Source organism: Pseudomonas fluorescens, assembly GCF_001648775.1.
GTDB classification, from domain to species: Bacteria; Pseudomonadota; Gammaproteobacteria; order Pseudomonadales; family Pseudomonadaceae; genus Aquipseudomonas; species Aquipseudomonas fluorescens_M.
Map to the genome: position 1 here is coordinate 1 of NZ_LVEJ01000036.1, position 16,109 is coordinate 16,109.

The window sequence follows — 16,109 nt, forward strand, 5'->3', positions numbered from 1 at the left end:
ATGTACTCAATCCAATTGTGGGAGCGAGCTTGCTCGCGAAGGCGGCCTGACAGCCGACCAATCTTCTGCCTGATGTACTCAATCCAATTGTGGGAGCGAGCTTGCTCGCGAAGGCGGCCTGACAGCCGACCTGTTTTTTACAGATGTACTCAATCCAACTGTGGGAGCGAGCTTGCTCGCGAAGGCGGCCTGAGAGCCGACCTGTTTTTGCAGATGTACTCAATCCAGCTGTGAATGCGGCCTGAGAGCCGACCTGTTCGCGCTGACTATCCATAGCCCGCTCTGCCTCCGCCACTTCCTACATCTTTTTCAGAAACCTCCGATATTGAGCCTCGGTGTCTCGGATGCTGTACTCCAGCCTCTGCTTTCCAGCGTTCCCGAGTTTGTCTTGATGAAAAAGCCGCCAGCATTGAAAGGCAGAGCCGACCCGGTGTTCGACTTGTTGGTGCGCCCGCCGCACAAGCAACGGCTGGCGGATTATCTCGCGCTGCTCAAGCCGTTCGATGATCAAGGGCGTTATCTGCCATTCGAGGCTTTGCGTTATCGCTGGCCGGTGGGGCTGGACGCCAAGTTGTGTTGGGCTTTGGTGAAGAAGGCACGGGCTGTTCAGCGGGTCAATCTGCTGCCGCTGGGTGATCCGGTGCAGTGGGGCAAGTACGTGCTGACGCCGTTGGCGCAGCAGACCATTTCACTCGTGGATCGGCAGACGACCTCGGCCGCGCTGGATTACATGACCAGCCAGATCGGTGAGCGCGCACATTTCAGTTATCTGCTCAATGACTTGATCGAAGATGAAGCCATTGCCAGCAGTCAGCTGGAAGGCGCTGCGACGACCACGCGCGTGGCCAAGGACATGCTCAAGCATCAGCGTCAGCCGCGTACGCCGGACGAGCGGATGGTCGTGGGTAATTACCGGATGATGAATTTCGCCTGGGAGAAACGCGATGAGCCTTTGAGCGTGGAGTTGATCGCTGCGATCCATCGGGTGGGCGTAACGGGAATTGATGATGAGCAGTACTCCCCCGGTTTGTTCAGAACCAATGATGAAGTGGTCGTTCAGGACGGAGCGGGGAACACGGTGCACAAACCACCTCCCGTCGAGGGATTGCCCGCGCGCCTCGAGCGGCTGTCGGACTGGATCAATCGTGCCGATGGGCGGATTCAACAGGGCAATGACCTGCACCCTCTGATCAAGGCGATCACGCTGCATTTTGCGTTGGGCTATGAACATCCTTTTCGTGACGGTAACGGCCGAGTCGCCAGGGCGTTGTTTTACTGGTTTATGTTCAAGAACGAGTTTTCGGCGTTTCGCTACATCGCGATCAGTCTGTTACTGCGTAATGCACCGGTGAAGTACGGACGTTCGTATTTGCATAGCGAAGCCGATGAGTTGGATCTGACGTACTTCATCGAATTCCAGTGTTCGGTGATCTCGCGGGCGGTAGGCGGGTTTATCGATGTCTATCGCAAAAGCGCAGCGTATGCCGAAGATTTTGAGCGCTGGCTGATGAGTTCGGAATTTTTCAATCGGCTGACGAAAAAACAGCCTGCTGGCGATGACGATCTGGCAGGCAAAGTTGTTTAACTGTGTTGCGAAAACTCAGAACCTTCCCACAAGGTTTTCAGGTTGTCTGTCGGAAGCGCGATCTCTAGGCTAGGTCTGTCGCTGCAAATTCAGCGATCGGGACTGCAAGCCCGTTGATAGTTTGTTAGGTGCTGAACAGCGCCCCTATAATCGTGGCGCTTTTTAGCGGCCATTGTTTTATGGTGGCTGTGTGCGGGATACCTTCGGGTATGCCGAGGGCCTAACAACTCGGTCTTGCAGACCCGTACACAGCTGCCACCCATCATCTGCAAGTGATGCTGGTAGCTCCACCCATAGTTAGGAGATCCACCATGTTCAAACCCACCCCAAATCCCCCCAGACCCGTCAGCCACCCCAGCACAATTTTCACCGTCCTTCCCGAAGTCGATAGCGAAACATTACTGGCCCACGCCTGCGAAACCCTGGCTTCAGCCAACATCATGGCCATCGAACTGGCGTTCACCCTGAAAGGCCCCACGTGTAACCAGTTGCTGGGTATTCAGCAGATGATTTCCCTCGCTGAGTTGTCGGTGAATCGCGTTCTCGATCAAGTCGATCCGCAAAACTGACGCCCACAAAAAAGCCCGCTGAACCGGTGAAGGTCAGCGGGCTTTTTGTCGTTCAGGACATTACAACGTGCCGAACACCTTCTTCGCCAGACTGGTCGCCGCAGCGGCCGGGTTCTGGCGGATGGTTTCTTCCTGTTTGCCGATCATTTCGAACAGGCCATTGAGCGCTTGTTCGGTGACGTAGTTTTCGACATTGGCGCTCTTCGCATCAACAACGCCAAACGTCGCGGCCTGGCCGGCGAAGGCGTTGTATTTCTGCGCGACGCCAACTTTGTCGGTCGCTTGCTTGACGATTGGCAGGAACTTGGCGCGGATCTGTTCGCGGCTGGATTTGTCGAGGTATTGCGTGGCGGAATCCTGGCCGCCGCTGAGGATGCCTTTGGCGTCGGCGACGCTCATTTTTTTCACGGCGTCGACGAGGATTGGCTGGGCCTGAGTCACTGCGCTTTCTGCCGCTTTGTTCATCGCGGTTTCGAGTTCTTCAACCTGAGCGCCCATGCCGAAGGCTTTCATCTTGCTCGCGGCTTTGCCGAGTTTGCCCGGCAGTTCGATCTTCACCTCAGGGTTGTTGCTGAAGCCGCCGGGGGTGCCCAGTTGCTTGACGGCGATTTGTGCGCCTTGGGTCAGCGCGTCCTTGAGGCCGCCGGTGGCGTCTTTTTGCGACAGATCACTGAGCGACAGGGCCAGTGCGCTGGCGGAGATCATCAGGCCTGCACACAGACCGGCGAAGCGAAGGGTAGGGCGGAGCATGGCGGCTTCCTTGTTGCGGTAAAGGGTTGCGGACAATGAATTAACGAACGGCGTCGACACGGATTTTCAGCGGCTGCGGGTCGTTGCCGTCGAGTTGCACGGCGTGGTTTTCGGTGGTGATGAACATCAGTTCGCCGTTGATTTCAATGCGCGCACTGACCGAGTAACGATGGCCTGGTTTGACCTGGGCCGGATCGTAACTCAAGTGGAAGGGCAGCGGCACCTGGCCTTTGACCGGGCCTTTTTGCTCGTCCAGTACGACGGCTGGCGCATCGGCGAGGGAAACGTCTTGCAGGCTCACGCTCAAGGTCGCGCTCGGTGGCAAAGCGATGCGTTGCAAGTAGAACACTTCACCGTCGAGGCCGACCTTGCCGGCAGGTGTGGTCGATTGGCAGGCGCTGAGCAGCGTGGCGGCGGCGAGCAGAGTCAGTTTTTTCATCGGAAGTTCTCCTTTTCAATGTGGGAGCGAGCTTGCTCGCGAAGGCGGTGTGTCAGTCGACTTTAACAGTGACTGAAGCAACGCCTTCGCGAGCAGGCTCGCTCCCACAGGGTTTGCATCAGGTCTCGGGTTGGGTGACGACCTGATCCGCAGCATCTTCACTGCGATGCAGCGCGACCTGACGGATCGACAAGCGAATCTCCGCCGGCAACACGCGTTTGGCCGCACCTTCGGCGAGGTCGCCGAGCAGTTCGTGATAGCTCAGCTTGCCGGCCTCGTCGCGACGCAGCACGTCGAGGTCGAGCATGGTCTGGATGAAGTGGCGGAACAGGCTCTTGTCGAAGAACTCCGGGGCGTTGAGGCCGTGGAGGATCGACAGGCGCTGGGCCATGACCGTGCAGAGGTCTTCCAGTTCTTCGGCGCTGACGGTGTTCTGGCCGCTGTTGAGTAGCAAGGATACGGTCATGTAGAAGCGCTGCAGAGTCTGCGCGATGCTCTTCGACAGCAAGGTCAGCAGCACGAAATGCCGCGAACTCGGCGCCGGACGCAGGTAGACGTCTTTCTCAAAACGCAGCAGGCCTTGCTCGACAAACGCTTCCAGCCACTGATCGACTACGCCGTCGAGTTCGTCCAGCGTCCAGCGAATGAACAACTCCGACTGCAGGTACGGATACAGCGCGCGGGTGTAGCGCAGGATCTGTTCGCGGCTCATGCGCGAGGCGCTCTGGAAGAAGCTCGCCAGCAGCGCTGGCAGGGCGAAGATGTGCAAGACGTTGTTGCGGTAGTAGGTCATGAGGACGGCGTTCTGCTCGTCCAGATAAAGAATCTTGCCCAGCGCATCGTTCTGCTCGGCGAGCAGGTCCATGTCTTTCACGTGCTCGATCAGCGCGCGGCCATCGCCTTCCGGCAGCGTGGTGTGCGGCGAGTACGGGACTTTGCGCAGCAGTGCCAGATACAGATCCAGCACGCGGGCCATCGCACGATCGTCCAGCGCCAGACGCGTGGTCGACAGCAACGCCAGCGCCACCAGGTTGACCGGGTTGATCGCGGCGGCTTCGTTCAGGTGCTGCGCGACTTTTTCGCCGAGGCGGTTGGTGGTTTCGTTAAGCCACGTCGGTTTGTATTGCGGTCCGAGTTCTTGCTGGCGCCAGTCCGGCTGCTCGGCGTCGAGGAATTCCGCCAGTTTGATCGGCTCGCCGAAGTTGACGGCGACCTGACCGAAACGTTGCTTGAGCGCACCGATGACTTTGAAGATGTCGAAGATCGACTCTTTTTTCTTGCTCGCGCCGCGCAGTTCGCCGAGGTAGGTGCGCCCCTCCAGCACGCGTTCGTAACCGATGTACACCGGCACGAAGACGATCGGCATGCGCGACGAACGCAGGAAACTGCGCATCGTGATCGCGAGCATGCCGGTTTTCGGTTGCAGCATGCGCCCGGTGCGCGAGCGGCCGCCCTCGACGAAGTACTCGACCGGGAAACCTTTGGTGAACAGGGTGTGCAGGTATTCGTTGAACACTGAGGTGTACAGCGGATTGCCCTTGAACGTGCGACGCATGAAGAACGCGCCGCCACGGCGCAGCAGGCTGCCGATCACCGGCATGTTGAGGTTGATCCCGGCGGCGATGTGCGGTGGGGTCAGGCCGTTGCGGAACAGCAGGTACGAGAGCAGCAGGTAGTCGATGTGGCTGCGGTGGCACGGCACGTAGATCACTTCGTGACCCTGGGCGACCTTCTGCACGCCTTCGATGTGGTTGACCTTGATGCCGTCGTAGATCTTGTTCCAGAACCAGCTCAACACCACTTCAAGGAAGCGGATCGCGGTGTAGGTGTAGTCCGAGGCGATCTCGTTGCCGTAGCGCAGGGCCTGGGCCTTGGCTTTTTCCGGGGAGATGTTTTCGCGCTCGGCTTCGTCGAGGATCGCTTGTTTGACCAGTGGCTGGTTGAGCAAGCCTTTGACCAGGTTACGACGGTGGGAAATGTCCGGGCCGATCACTGCTGCTTTGAGGTTGCGGAAGTGCACGCGCAGGATGCGCTGGGCCATGCGCACGGTGCGTTCGTGGCCCTTGTTGTGTTCGATCAATTCGCGCAGATGGATCGGCGCGGAGAACTGCACGCGGGTTTTACGGCCGAGGACGATGATGCTCAGCAGTCGGCGCAGACGTCCGGTAACGGCCCAGCTGTCGGCAAACAACAGCTTCCACGGACTGTTTTCGCTGTCCGGCGATTGGCCCCAGAACACGCTGACCGGGATGATCTGCGCGTCTTCAGCAGCGTTCTGCGTGAGGGCGCTGACCAGTCGGGTCAGGGTCGGTGGTGCGCCGCGTTTGTCTTGGCGACCGAGCCAGTCCGGATCCGGCGTCAGGTAGAAAAACGCCGCCGGTTCGATCAGCGATCCCACCGACACTGGTAGCACCGGACGCGGCAGGCCGGCCTTGGTGCACTCGGTATCGAGCACGGCCAGATCGGTCAGCGAAGGGTTTTGCAGGACGTAGAACACCGGACGACTGCGGTCGAGGTTGAGGGTGAACGACGACTGGTTGATCGTCTCCGAGCGAACCCAGAGATACAACAGTCGGCGCAAGGTGCCAAACACAAGACGGCGGAACGGGGAACGGGTCATACGGCTTCTGCGTGAGTGAATAAAACCGAGCAGATGCTCGGGCGGTCGATAGTGTGCCGTATTGGACGAAAATCGGCAAAAAAGCGGCGAAGTAATCTCCTGTTGAGAGTTTTCGCGCCTGTCATATACTCGGCGGTCTGTCGCCGGGGCCCTTTTATGGACGTCGGACGCAGGCTGACGTTCCGCAAAGGCTTTCCTGCGAAAAGCCTGTTCAATAATAAAAAAGGAGTATGAACAGATGGCAACACGTGAAACCGGCAACGTGAAGTGGTTCAACGACGCCAAGGGCTACGGCTTTATCCAGCGCGAAGACGGGGTGGACGTGTTCGTGCACTACCGCGCGATCCGCGGCGAAGGGCATCGGTCGCTGACCGAAGGCCAGCAGGTTGAATACGCAGTGATTACGGGCGAGAAGGGTTTGCAGGCTGAGGATGTTGTAGGCCTGTAAGTCGCTGAAAACCACTGTGGGAGCGAGCCTGCTCGCGAATGCATAGTGTCAGTCGATATGAATGGTGACTGATACACCGCATTCGCGAGCAGGCTCGCTCCCACATTTGTATCCGCGTTGCTTGTTGTTACGCGGTTTTCCAGGTGATTTCTTCTTCACCGTCAGCGCTGATGCGCATCCAGCGATCTGCCGTCTCCTCACCTTCTTCTTCAACCCACGTCCCCGGCGCGCAACGCACTTCCACGTTCAGCGCGGCAAAGGCTGCGCGGGCGCAAGCAATGTCGTCATCCCACGGCGTCTGGTCGCTTTCCAGGTACAGGCTGTTCCATTTGCCGACGGCTTTCGGCAGCCAGGTCACCGGCACGTTGCCGGCCTTGCACTTGTAGGTCTGGCCTTTCTGTACCCAGTCGCTGCACGGGCCCAGTGCTTCGCCCAGCCAGGCTGAAATGGCCTTGTGGTCGACGTCGGCGTCTTTCAGGTAAATCTCGATGTCCGGTTGGCGCATGGATGTCCTCACTGCGGGTCTGAAAAATCCATTCGCGGATTTAGCCGGCCCCGGGCGTTTGCCCGGAACCAAAAGTTATTGAAGAACGAAATAATCGTAGCGCATCGACACGGTGGTCTCGAACGGCTCGGCCTGTTCGATTACCGCCGCGCGACGCTCGGCACTGGCGCGCCAGCCGTGGGGCGTCATCGCCAACAGGTTGGCGCGATCCTCGGGCTTGTCCAGCGTCAGTTTGAATTCCAGGGTTTCACTGTGCGCCAGCGCCATGCCTTGCGGCACCAGGGCCAAATGCTTGTCGTCGGTGTATTCGCGCACTTCGTCGTACAGGCGCTCGCGCAGTTCCATCAGGTGGCCGCTGGTCGGGCCGACTTTCATCAGGCCGCCGCCAACGCTGAGTAGACGCTTGGCTTCTTCCCAATCCAGCGGGCTGAAAACGCTGGCGAGAAACTGACAACTGCCCGACGCCAACGGCACGCGAGCCATGCTGGCGATCAACCAGCTAATCGCCGGATTGCGTTTGCAGGCGCGTTTGACCGCTTCGCGGGAGATGTCCAGCGCGTAGCCATCAGCGTTCGGCAAGGCCTCGGCAATTTGCGCGGTGTAGTAACCCTCGCCACAACCGATATCGACCCAACGATCCGGCGCGTAACTCGCCGCCAGTTCGGCCAGACGCTTGGCCACCGGCGCGTAATGCCCGGCGTTCAAGAAGTCACGGCGCGCTTCGACCATGGCCTGGTTATCGCCAGGGTCGCGGCTGTTCTTGTGCTGCACCGGCAGCAGGTTCAGATAACCCTGGCGCGCACGGTCGAAGCGGTGGCCGGCGGGGCAGACCACGCCGTTGTCCACCGCATTCAGCGGTTCATTGCAAATGGGGCAAGCAAGCATCAGGCGAGCAACTTGATCATTGTCTGGTAGTAGATCTCGGTCAGTACGTCGAGATCCGCCGCCAGCACGCGTTCGTTGACCTGGTGAATGGTCGCGTTGACCGGGCCCAGTTCAACCACTTGCGTGCCCATGGTCGCGATGAAGCGGCCATCGGAGGTGCCGCCGCTGGTCGACGCCTTGGTTTCGCGACCAGTGATGGCCTTGATGCTCGCCGACACCGCGTCGAGCAGCGCGCCCGGTTCGGTGAGGAACGGCAGACCGGACAGCGCCCAGTCGATGTGCCAGTCCAGATCGTGCTTGTCGAGAATGTCAGCCACGCGTTTCTGCAGGCCTTCAACGGTCGATTCGGTGGAGAAACGGAAGTTGAACACCGCCACCAGATCGCCCGGAATCACGTTGGTCGCGCCGGTGCCGGAATTGACGTTGGAAATCTGGAAACTGGTCGGCGGGAAGAAATCGTTGCCGTGATCCCAATGCTCGGCGGCCAGTTCGGCCAGCGCCGGCGCGGCGAGGTGGATCGGGTTCTTCGCCAGATGCGGGTAGGCGACATGACCCTGAATGCCTTTGACGGTGAGCGTGGCGCCCAGCGAGCCACGACGGCCGTTTTTCACTACGTCGCCGACCAGTGTGGTGCTCGACGGTTCGCCGACGATGCACCAGTCCAGACGCTCGTTGCGCGCGGCCAAACGCTCGACCACAGCCTTGGTGCCGTGGTGCGCCGGGCCTTCTTCGTCGCTGGTGATCAGGAACGCGACCTTGCCCTTGTGGTTCGGGTAATCGGCAACGAAGCGCTCAGCGGCAACGGTCATCGACGCCAGGCTGCCTTTCATGTCCGCCGCGCCACGCCCGCAAAGCATGCCGTGTTCATCGATCAGCGCGTTGAACGGGTCGATCTGCCACGCGGTAACCGGGCCGGTCGGCACCACGTCGGTGTGGCCGGCGAAACACAGCACCGGGCCGTCGTTGTTGCCGTGGGTCGCCCAGAAGTTATCCACATCTTCGATGCGCATCGGCTCGAGAGTGAAACCGGCATCGCCCAGGCGCTGCATCATCTGCTTCTGGCAATCGGCGTCGACCGGCGTCACGGATGGACGGCGGATCAGGTCGATGGCGAGTTGGAGGGTCGGCGAAAGGTCGGCGTGGGCCGTCATGGAAAACTCCGAAGATCATGAATGTGGGCACGGACTAACTGTGGGAGCGAGCCTGCTCGCGAATGCGGTGTATCAGTCAACATAATCGGTGAATGTGACAAAGCCTTCGCGAGCAGGCTCGCTCCCACGGGGATTAGGAAGAGCCCCGCAAAATGGCGGTTATCTTAAAGCAAAACGGCGACCATTGGCCGCCGTTTAGTGCATCGATGAGGATTTAGACGACTGGCGCCGGTTCAGGCGCAGCCACAGGTTTTGGCAGCGACGACAGGAACGCCATGATCAGCGCCGCCAGATACGGCAGCGACTGCACCAGCAACATCACCACCCAGAAACGCATGTCGTTGCTCGGGATGCCGTTGACCAGATAGATCCCCAGCGCCGCGCCCCACAACAGCAGCATGATGAACAACTCTTCGCGTGCTTCGGAAATCGCCACCCAGAAACCATGGTTGTCGGCGTTTTTCGGCGTGCGGAAGAACGGAATGCTGGTGGTGAAGAAGCCGTACAGCACCGCTTTGGCGATGGTGTGCGACAACGCCAGCCCGGCCAGTGCCGCGCAGAAGGCATCTTTCAGGTTCACGCCGACGGCGCGACGGTAGAGGAAGATGATCTTGCCGACCTTGAACACGAACAGTGCCAATGGCGGAATTGCGAAGATCAGCAGCGGCGGATCGACCCGCTGCGGCACGATGATCATCGCCGCCGACCACAACAGTGCGCCGACGGTGAAGAAGATGTTCATGCCGTCCGCCACCCACGGCAACCAGCCCGCGAGGAAGTGGTAACGCTGGCCGCGCGTCAGCTCGGTGTCCTTGCCGCGCAGCAGGGCGCGGGTGTGGCGCTTGATGATCTGGATCGCGCCGTAGGCCCAGCGGAAACGCTGCTTCTTGAAGTCGATGAAGGTGTCCGGCATCAGACCCTTGCCGTAGCTGTCGTGGTAATACGCCGCCGACAGACCTTTCTCGAACACACGCAGACCGAGTTCGGCGTCTTCACAGATGCACCAGTCGGCCCAACCCAATTCTTCCAGCACCGAACGGCGGGTCATGGTCATGGTGCCGTGCTGAATGATCGCATCACGGTCGTTACGGGTGACCATGCCGATGTGGAAAAAGCCTTTATATTCGGCGTAGCAGAGCTTCTTGAAGGTGCTTTCGTTCTGGTCGCGGTAATCCTGCGGCGACTGCACCACGGCGATTTTCGGATCGGCGAAGTGCGGCACCATGTGCTTGAGCCAGTTCGGGTGCACGCAGTAATCGGAGTCGATCACCGCGATCACTTCGGCGTCCTTGGCGGTGTGCGGAATCAGGTAGTTCAGCGCGCCGCCCTTGAAACCGGCCAGGGGCGAGACATGGAAGAACTTGAAGCGCGGGCCGAGGGTTGCGCAGTAGTCGCGCACCGGTTCCCACACTGCCGGGTCCTTGGTGTTGTTGTCGATGATCAGGACTTCGTAGTCCGGATAATCGAGCGCTGCTAGTGCATCGAGGGTCTGTTTGACCATCTCCGGCGGCTCGTTGTAGCACGGCACGTGGATCGAGACTTTCGGGCGATAGCTGGAGTCGCCCTCGACCGGCAGGAACTCGCGCCGACGTTTGTGAATCCACACCGCTTCGGCCAGCTCATGCGCCTCCGTCAGCAAGACGATAAACACCCCGAGCGCACCGAGCGCCAAGAGGAAGCCGACCGTCAGACTGAACCACGTGCTGTATTGCAGGCTGTAGTCGTAGCCGATCCACACCAGTACCGAACCGCAAAGGAAGGCGATAAAGGTCAGGAAGATCCGTCCACGTTGACGCAGGGCCGAGCCGTCGATCATCAGCAAGGTCAGCGACAACAGCGCCAGCACCACCGAACCGATCGCCAGCACGCGCCATTGCGGGATGGCGACCACCGGGCCTTCAAAGTTGAATTTCTGCTGACGCGCGGCGTTGAACACGCCCCAGTACGCGCCGACCGAGCCTTCGTCGCTGGCCTTCCACGGCTGGTCGAACGCTTCGATGACGAAGTAGTTGAAGCCCTGGCGGTTGAGCTTGTTGACCAGGTTACGCAGGTAGATCGCCTGATCCGCCGGCGACGCATCGGCGCCACCGCGCATGCGACCGTTGCTCGGCCAGCCGACCTCGGAGAGCAGCAGCGGTTTTTTCGGGAACATTTTTTTCAGATCGCGAGCGCGATCAAAAACGAACTGGCCAGCCTTGTCGACCGGAATGAACTCCCAGTACGGCAGAACGTGCGCAGCGATCAGGTCAACGTGCTTGGCCAGCTCCGGGTGTTCTTCCCAAACGTGCCATTGCTCGGAGGTGGTTACCGGCACTTTCACCGCCGCACGCACACGATCGAGCAGCACGCTCAGCTCTTGGGCGGTGATTTCCTTACGGAAGATCGCTTCGTTACCGACCACCACGCGAACCACGCTGCGCGAAGTGTTCGCCAGTTCGATGGCGCGGGTGATTTCCCGTTCGTTGCGTTCCTGATCCGGGCTGATCCAGATCCCCAAGGTCACGCGCAGGCCGAATTCTTCAGCCAGTTTCGGGATGTCTTGCAGCGAACCGTCGACCGAGTAGATGCGGATGTTGTCCGTCAGCTTGCTCATGATCTCCAGGTCGCGGCGCATCTCGTCGTCAGTCGGGTACTGATCCTTTTGCGGATATTGCCCCTGCTGGAACGGCGAATAGGAGAAACCGGAGATCTGCTCCGGCCAGTTCGGCGCGGAAACCGGGCGATTGATCAGCGCCCAGAAGCCGGTGAACAGGGCAGCGATTGCCAGAACCACCACCAGGTTGAGTCCAAATTTACGCGATGACATAGCTATTTCGGGTTCCAAAGGCTGTGGAACGAAGGATCGGTCGGCTAGACGCCCGAGGGGCGCGCATCCTACACCGGCAGTTCGCCAGTCGTACATCAGACAGGGAAATGCCCGGCATTGGGCAGCCGACTTTGACTTAAGTTCTTACACTTGTAGCTGATGTTTAGAACTTGTCGCCGCGTAGCCCTATAATGCGCGCCGGTTTTTGGGGTAATGGTCATGAGTACAGAAGATCCGCGGTTTGCAGGCATCGCCCGTTTGTATGGCATTGAAGGCCTGGAGCGCCTGCGCGCGGCCCATGTGGCAATTGTCGGCGTCGGTGGCGTCGGTTCCTGGGCGGCGGAAGCCATGGCTCGCTGTGGCGTCGGCGAGATTTCGCTGTTCGACCTCGATGACGTCTGCGTCAGCAACGCCAACCGCCAATTGCACGCGCTGGACAGCACCGTCGGCAAACCCAAGGTCGAGGTCATGGCCGAGCGCCTGCGCGGAATCAACCCCGATTGCACCGTGCACGCCGTGGCGGATTTCGTCACCCGCGAGACCATGGCCGAATACATCACGCCGAACATTGATTGCGTGATCGACTGCATCGACGCGGTCAACGCCAAGGCTGCGCTGATTGCCTGGTGCAAGCGCCGCAAGATTCAGATCATCACCACTGGCGGCGCGGGCGGTCAGATTGATCCGACGTTGATCCAGGTCTGCGACCTCAATCGCACGTTCAACGACCCGTTGGCGTCGAAAGTGCGTTCGACGTTGCGTCGCGATTATGGTTTTTCGCGCACAGTGACCCGCCATTACAGCGTGCCGTGTGTGTTTTCCACGGAACAACTGCGCTACCCGAAGCCGGATGGCAGCATTTGTTTGCAGAAGAGCTTTGTCGGCGATGGCGTGAAGCTCGACTGCGCCGGTGGGTTTGGCGCGGTGATGATGGTTACGGCGACGTTCGGCATGGTCGCGGCGACCAAGGCTGTGGACAAGATTGTCGCCGGCGTTCGGCGCCCGGCGGATCGCATTAAGCCAGAGGTTTGATCGGTGAGGCTGATGGCCTCTTCGCGAGCAGGCTCGCTCCCACATTGAAATGCATTCCCCTGTGGGAGCGAGCCTGCTCGCGAAAGCGATTAACCGGCCAACTCATTCATCCGCTGGAGCACGGCGTTGAGGCCATTGCTGCGCGACGGCGATAGCTGACGCGAAAGACCCAACTTATGAAACCAGTCCGGCAAATCAACCTGCTTCAGCTTTTCAGCCGACAACCCGTTAACCCGCAACAGCAACAACGCCACCAACCCGCGAATCATCCGCGCATCGCTGCTGGCGCTGAATTGCCAGTGACTGTCGCGCAACGATCCAACCAGCCACACCTGACTCTCACAGCCATGCACCCGGTTGGCGTCGCACTTGTCGGCGTCACTTAGCGGCGGCAGACGATCACCAAACTGCATCAACAACCGCGCCCGCTGTTCCCAGCCCGCTGCATTCTGAAAAGTCTGCAACGCCTCGGCGGCCTCGATCGGCAAGCTCATCGCAACATCTCCAGCGCCTGATCCAGCGCTTCAAAGAAGCGTTCCAGATCCTCCGAGTCGTTGTACAACGCCAGCGACACACGAATCGCCCCGGCCAGTTCAAAGCTTTTCAGCAGTGGCATCGCGCAATGATGCCCGGCCCGCACAGCGATGCCTTGTTCGGTGAGCAGGTGCGCCAGATCAGCGTTGTGCACACCCTCGACGACAAAACTGGCCAACGCCAGTTGCGGCGTGCCGAGCAGACGAATGCCGTTACGAGCCGCGAGGCCGCGCAGCAGATAGTCATGCAGCGCCGCTTCATGGGCGGACACCGCGTCCTGATCCAGTCCGGCCAGATAATCGAGCGTCGCGCCGAGGCCGATCACACTGGCAATCGGCGGCGTGCCCGCTTCAAAACCCAGCGGAGCAGGGCGGAAACGTGCGTCGTGATAATTGGCTTCCAGCACCATTTCACCGCCGAACTGCCACGGCTTCAGTTGTTCAAGTGCAGCGTTGCGCCCGAACAGCACGCCGAGGCCATCGGGGCCATACAGCTTGTGGCTGGAAAACACATAGAAGTCGCAACCCAGCGCCTGCACGTCATGCCGACCGTGGACCACGCCTTGCGCGCCATCGACCACGGTCAACGCGTTCTGCGCCTTGGCCATGCCCAGCAAGGCCGGCAATGGCTGCCATGCACCGAGCACGTTGGACAACTGACTGATCGCCAGCAAGCGTGTGCGCGGGCCAATCAAATGCACGGCAGCCGCGAGGTCGATCAGACCGTCGGCGTCCAGCGGCAGGATCACCAGCTTCAGGTTGCGACGTTGCGCCAATTGCTGCCACGGCAGCAGGTTGGCGTGATGCTCCAGGGCGCTGATGACAATTTCATCGCCCGGCTGGAAAAGATGTTCCAGGCCATAAGCCAGGAGGTTCAGCGCACTGGTGGCGCCGTGGGTGAAGATGATCTGCCCGCTGTCACCGGCATTCAGCCACTGGGCAACCTTGAGCCGACTGTCCTCGAACGCCTGCGTGGCGTGGGCGCCGGGCAGGTGTTGCGCGCGATGCACATTGGCCGCGCCGTTGGCGTAGTAATGCGTCAGCGCGTCGAGCAAGGCCTGGGGTTTTTGCGTGGTGGCGGCGTTGTCCAGATAGGTCTGGTCTTGCCGTTGCAGCGCGGCGATGGCCGGGAAATCGGCACGCCAGGGGGAGGGAATCATCATCTGTTCAGCCCTGTGAACTTGGGCGGGTATACACCGAACCTTGTGGGAGCGAGCAAGCTCGCTCCCACAGGGGGGATCGTATGGCAGCTTAGTTGTGAGCGTGCAGCGCTTCGTTCAGTTCGATTGCCGATTTGTGGGTCTTGCATTCCACCGCACCGGTTTCTGAATTGCGACGGAACAGCAGGTCGGTCTGACCGGCCAGCTCACGGGCTTTCACAACTTTAACCAGGTTGTTGTTTTCGTCGAGCAGCGCAACCTTGGTGCCGGCGGTCACGTACAGGCCCGACTCAACGGTGTTGCGGTCGCCCAACGGAATACCGATACCGGCGTTGGCGCCGATCAGGCAGCCTTCGCCGACCTTGATCACGATATTGCCGCCGCCCGACAGGGTGCCCATGGTCGAGCAACCGCCGCCCAGATCGGAACCCTTGCCGACGAATACGCCAGCGGAAACGCGGCCTTCAATCATGCCCGGGCCTTCGGTGCCGGCGTTGAAGTTGATGAAACCTTCGTGCATCACGGTGGTGCCTTCACCGACGTAAGCGCCCAGACGCAGACGCGCGGCGTCAGCGATACGCACGCCGGCCGGAACCACGTAGTCGGTCATTTTCGGGAACTTGTCCACCGAGAACACTTCCAGCAGCTCGCCACGCAGACGGGCTTCCAGTTGCAGTTCGGTCAGTTCGCTCAGGTCGATGGCGCCTTGGCTGGTCCATGCAACGTTTGGCAGCAGCGGGAAAATCCCGGCCAGGCTCACGCCGTGCGGCTTGACCAGACGGTGCGACAGCAGGTGCAGCTTCAGATAGGCCTCAGGCGTCGAGGTCAGCTGTGCGTCTTCGGCCAGCAGGGTGGCGACCAGCGGCTTGTGGCTTTCAGCCAGGCGGGTCAGCAGCTTGCCTTGCACGGCGTCGATGCCTTTCACGGCTTCAGCCAGTTGTGCGGCCTGAGCGGTGGTGAAAGTGATGGCCTGATTGCCTTCGGTGTAACCGAGGATCGGCGCAACCGCGGCGACCAGTTCGGCCGAAGGATTGAGCAGTGGCTGTGCGTAGAACACTTCCAGCCATGCGCCTTGACGGTTCTGAGTGCCGACACCAAAGGCGATGCTGAACAGGGAATTGGACATGTAAATACACCTCTACAAAGAGTGACGGGCTGCTTACTTCAGAGCGGCCGCGTAGATATCTGGCTTGAAGCCAATCAGGGTTCGGTCACCGAGATCGAGCACCGGGCGCTTGATCATCGAGGGTTGAGCGAGCATCAGTTCGATGGCTTTCGACTGGTCGAGATCGGCTTTGCGTTCGTCGTCGAGTTTGCGAAAGGTCGTGCCTGCGCGGTTCAACACCGTTTGCCAGCCGTGCTCGTCACACCATTGGGTCAGGTGTTCACGGTCGATGCCGGCGCTTTTGTAATCGTGAAAGTCATAGCTGACAGCGTGCTCATCAAGCCAGGTGCGCGCCTTTTTCATGGTGTCGCAGGCTTTGATGCCGAAAAGGTGCAACGTTTTACTTGAAACGGTCAAGGAATTGCCCCCTTTACAGGTGCTGGAGAAAAATGGTGTCGGATTATGCCATGACCAAACGGTTTCGCGGCGCCCGGCTTCATTTGGCAATGCAAAACCCTGTG

Annotated in this window: 15 protein-coding genes and 1 pseudogene; 4 read left to right on the forward strand and 12 right to left on the reverse strand. The window is 60.0% G+C overall.

Annotation, left to right across the window (positions count from 1 at the left end; genetic code table 11):
• Positions 1-274, reverse strand: a pseudogene (locus tag A8O26_RS30085) (hypothetical protein); the annotation flags it as partial.
• A gap of 117 nt (positions 275-391) precedes the next feature.
• On the opposite strand from A8O26_RS30085, the gene A8O26_RS27225 reads away from it, so the two are divergent.
• Together A8O26_RS27225 and A8O26_RS27230 are read left to right on the forward strand one after the other, a co-directional pair.
• Positions 392-1,585, forward strand: a complete 1,194-nt coding sequence (locus A8O26_RS27225) for a Fic family protein (RefSeq protein ID WP_081265267.1) — start codon at positions 392-394, stop codon at positions 1,583-1,585.
• A 311-nt stretch (positions 1,586-1,896) separates the two neighbouring features.
• Positions 1,897-2,154, forward strand: a complete 258-nt coding sequence (locus A8O26_RS27230) for a DUF6124 family protein (RefSeq protein WP_064120725.1) — start codon at positions 1,897-1,899, stop codon at positions 2,152-2,154.
• A gap of 60 nt (positions 2,155-2,214) precedes the next feature.
• Here the strand turns inward: A8O26_RS27230 and A8O26_RS27235 are convergent, their stop codons facing one another.
• From A8O26_RS27235 to plsB, 3 genes are all read right to left on the reverse strand, one after another.
• Positions 2,215-2,904 (reverse strand): DUF4197 domain-containing protein, encoded by a 690-nt coding sequence (locus A8O26_RS27235; RefSeq protein WP_064120726.1) that lies wholly within the window; start codon positions 2,902-2,904, stop codon positions 2,215-2,217.
• Between the two features lie 40 nt (positions 2,905-2,944).
• Positions 2,945-3,343: a YbaY family lipoprotein gene (locus A8O26_RS27240; RefSeq protein WP_064120727.1), complete on the reverse strand. Its 399-nt coding sequence runs from the start codon at positions 3,341-3,343 to the stop codon at positions 2,945-2,947.
• Positions 3,344-3,461: 118 nt separating this feature from the next.
• Positions 3,462-5,963 (reverse strand): glycerol-3-phosphate 1-O-acyltransferase PlsB, encoded by a 2,502-nt coding sequence (plsB, locus tag A8O26_RS27245; protein WP_064120728.1) that lies wholly within the window; start codon positions 5,961-5,963, stop codon positions 3,462-3,464.
• A gap of 238 nt (positions 5,964-6,201) precedes the next feature.
• Between plsB and A8O26_RS27250 the strand changes: the two genes are divergently transcribed.
• Positions 6,202-6,411 (forward strand): cold-shock protein, encoded by a 210-nt coding sequence (locus A8O26_RS27250; protein WP_007908870.1) that lies wholly within the window; start codon positions 6,202-6,204, stop codon positions 6,409-6,411.
• A 127-nt stretch (positions 6,412-6,538) separates the two neighbouring features.
• Here A8O26_RS27250 and A8O26_RS27255 read toward each other — a convergent pair whose 3' ends face one another.
• The 4 genes from A8O26_RS27255 to A8O26_RS27270 form a co-directional block, all read right to left on the reverse strand.
• Complete coding sequence (locus A8O26_RS27255) at positions 6,539-6,916, reverse strand: hypothetical protein (RefSeq protein ID WP_064120729.1); 378 nt, start codon at positions 6,914-6,916, stop codon at positions 6,539-6,541.
• 75 nt (positions 6,917-6,991) lie between these two features.
• Positions 6,992-7,801 (reverse strand): putative RNA methyltransferase, encoded by an 810-nt coding sequence (locus tag A8O26_RS27260; RefSeq protein WP_064120730.1) that lies wholly within the window; start codon positions 7,799-7,801, stop codon positions 6,992-6,994.
• Positions 7,801-8,952, reverse strand: coding sequence for a succinyl-diaminopimelate desuccinylase (dapE, locus tag A8O26_RS27265; protein ID WP_064120731.1), 1,152 nt, complete (start codon positions 8,950-8,952; stop codon positions 7,801-7,803). The genes A8O26_RS27260 and dapE overlap by 1 nt, the downstream gene beginning before the upstream one ends.
• A gap of 214 nt (positions 8,953-9,166) precedes the next feature.
• Positions 9,167-11,758, reverse strand: a complete 2,592-nt coding sequence (locus A8O26_RS27270) for a glycosyltransferase (RefSeq protein ID WP_064120732.1) — start codon at positions 11,756-11,758, stop codon at positions 9,167-9,169.
• Between the two features lie 219 nt (positions 11,759-11,977).
• Between A8O26_RS27270 and tcdA the strand changes: the two genes are divergently transcribed.
• Complete coding sequence (gene tcdA / locus A8O26_RS27275; RefSeq protein ID WP_427118894.1) at positions 11,978-12,790, forward strand: tRNA cyclic N6-threonylcarbamoyladenosine(37) synthase TcdA; 813 nt, start codon at positions 11,978-11,980, stop codon at positions 12,788-12,790.
• An 89-nt stretch (positions 12,791-12,879) separates the two neighbouring features.
• On the opposite strand, the gene A8O26_RS27280 is transcribed toward tcdA, so the two are convergent.
• From A8O26_RS27280 to A8O26_RS27295, 4 genes are all read right to left on the reverse strand, one after another.
• The gene (locus A8O26_RS27280) at positions 12,880-13,284 is read right to left on the reverse strand and encodes a SufE family protein (RefSeq protein WP_064120734.1); all 405 of its coding nucleotides are present in this window, start codon (positions 13,282-13,284) and stop codon (positions 12,880-12,882) included.
• On the reverse strand, positions 13,281-14,486 hold the full coding sequence (locus A8O26_RS27285; protein ID WP_064120735.1) for an aminotransferase class V-fold PLP-dependent enzyme: 1,206 nt from the start codon (positions 14,484-14,486) through the stop codon (positions 13,281-13,283). Before A8O26_RS27285 ends, A8O26_RS27280 begins: the two co-directional genes overlap by 4 nt.
• Positions 14,487-14,574: 88 nt before the next feature.
• Positions 14,575-15,609: a 2,3,4,5-tetrahydropyridine-2,6-dicarboxylate N-succinyltransferase gene (gene dapD, locus A8O26_RS27290; protein ID WP_064120736.1), complete on the reverse strand. Its 1,035-nt coding sequence runs from the start codon at positions 15,607-15,609 to the stop codon at positions 14,575-14,577.
• A 33-nt stretch (positions 15,610-15,642) separates the two neighbouring features.
• Entirely contained in the window at positions 15,643-16,005 is a 363-nt protein-coding gene (locus tag A8O26_RS27295; protein ID WP_016985102.1) for an ArsC family reductase, read from the reverse strand.
• Positions 16,006-16,109 lie beyond the last annotated feature (104 nt).

Coding starts and splice junctions, on each gene's coding strand:
- dapE (WP_064120731.1), bottom strand. CDS start 8,952: ATGACGGCCCACGCCGACCTTTCGCCGACCCTCCAACTCGCCATCGAC.
- dapD (WP_064120736.1), bottom strand. CDS start 15,609: ATGTCCAATTCCCTGTTCAGCATCGCCTTTGGTGTCGGCACTCAGAAC.
- plsB (WP_064120728.1), bottom strand. CDS start 5,963: ATGACCCGTTCCCCGTTCCGCCGTCTTGTGTTTGGCACCTTGCGCCGA.
- A8O26_RS27285 (WP_064120735.1), bottom strand. CDS start 14,486: ATGATGATTCCCTCCCCCTGGCGTGCCGATTTCCCGGCCATCGCCGCG.
- A8O26_RS27270 (WP_064120732.1), bottom strand. CDS start 11,758: ATGTCATCGCGTAAATTTGGACTCAACCTGGTGGTGGTTCTGGCAATC.
- A8O26_RS27230 (WP_064120725.1), top strand. CDS start 1,897: ATGTTCAAACCCACCCCAAATCCCCCCAGACCCGTCAGCCACCCCAGC.
- tcdA (WP_427118894.1), top strand. CDS start 11,978: ATGAGTACAGAAGATCCGCGGTTTGCAGGCATCGCCCGTTTGTATGGC.
- A8O26_RS27225 (WP_081265267.1), top strand. CDS start 392: ATGAAAAAGCCGCCAGCATTGAAAGGCAGAGCCGACCCGGTGTTCGAC.
- A8O26_RS27250 (WP_007908870.1), top strand. CDS start 6,202: ATGGCAACACGTGAAACCGGCAACGTGAAGTGGTTCAACGACGCCAAG.
- A8O26_RS27255 (WP_064120729.1), bottom strand. CDS start 6,916: ATGCGCCAACCGGACATCGAGATTTACCTGAAAGACGCCGACGTCGAC.
- A8O26_RS27235 (WP_064120726.1), bottom strand. CDS start 2,904: ATGCTCCGCCCTACCCTTCGCTTCGCCGGTCTGTGTGCAGGCCTGATG.
- A8O26_RS27280 (WP_064120734.1), bottom strand. CDS start 13,284: ATGAGCTTGCCGATCGAGGCCGCCGAGGCGTTGCAGACTTTTCAGAAT.
- A8O26_RS27260 (WP_064120730.1), bottom strand. CDS start 7,801: ATGCTTGCTTGCCCCATTTGCAATGAACCGCTGAATGCGGTGGACAAC.
- A8O26_RS27240 (WP_064120727.1), bottom strand. CDS start 3,343: ATGAAAAAACTGACTCTGCTCGCCGCCGCCACGCTGCTCAGCGCCTGC.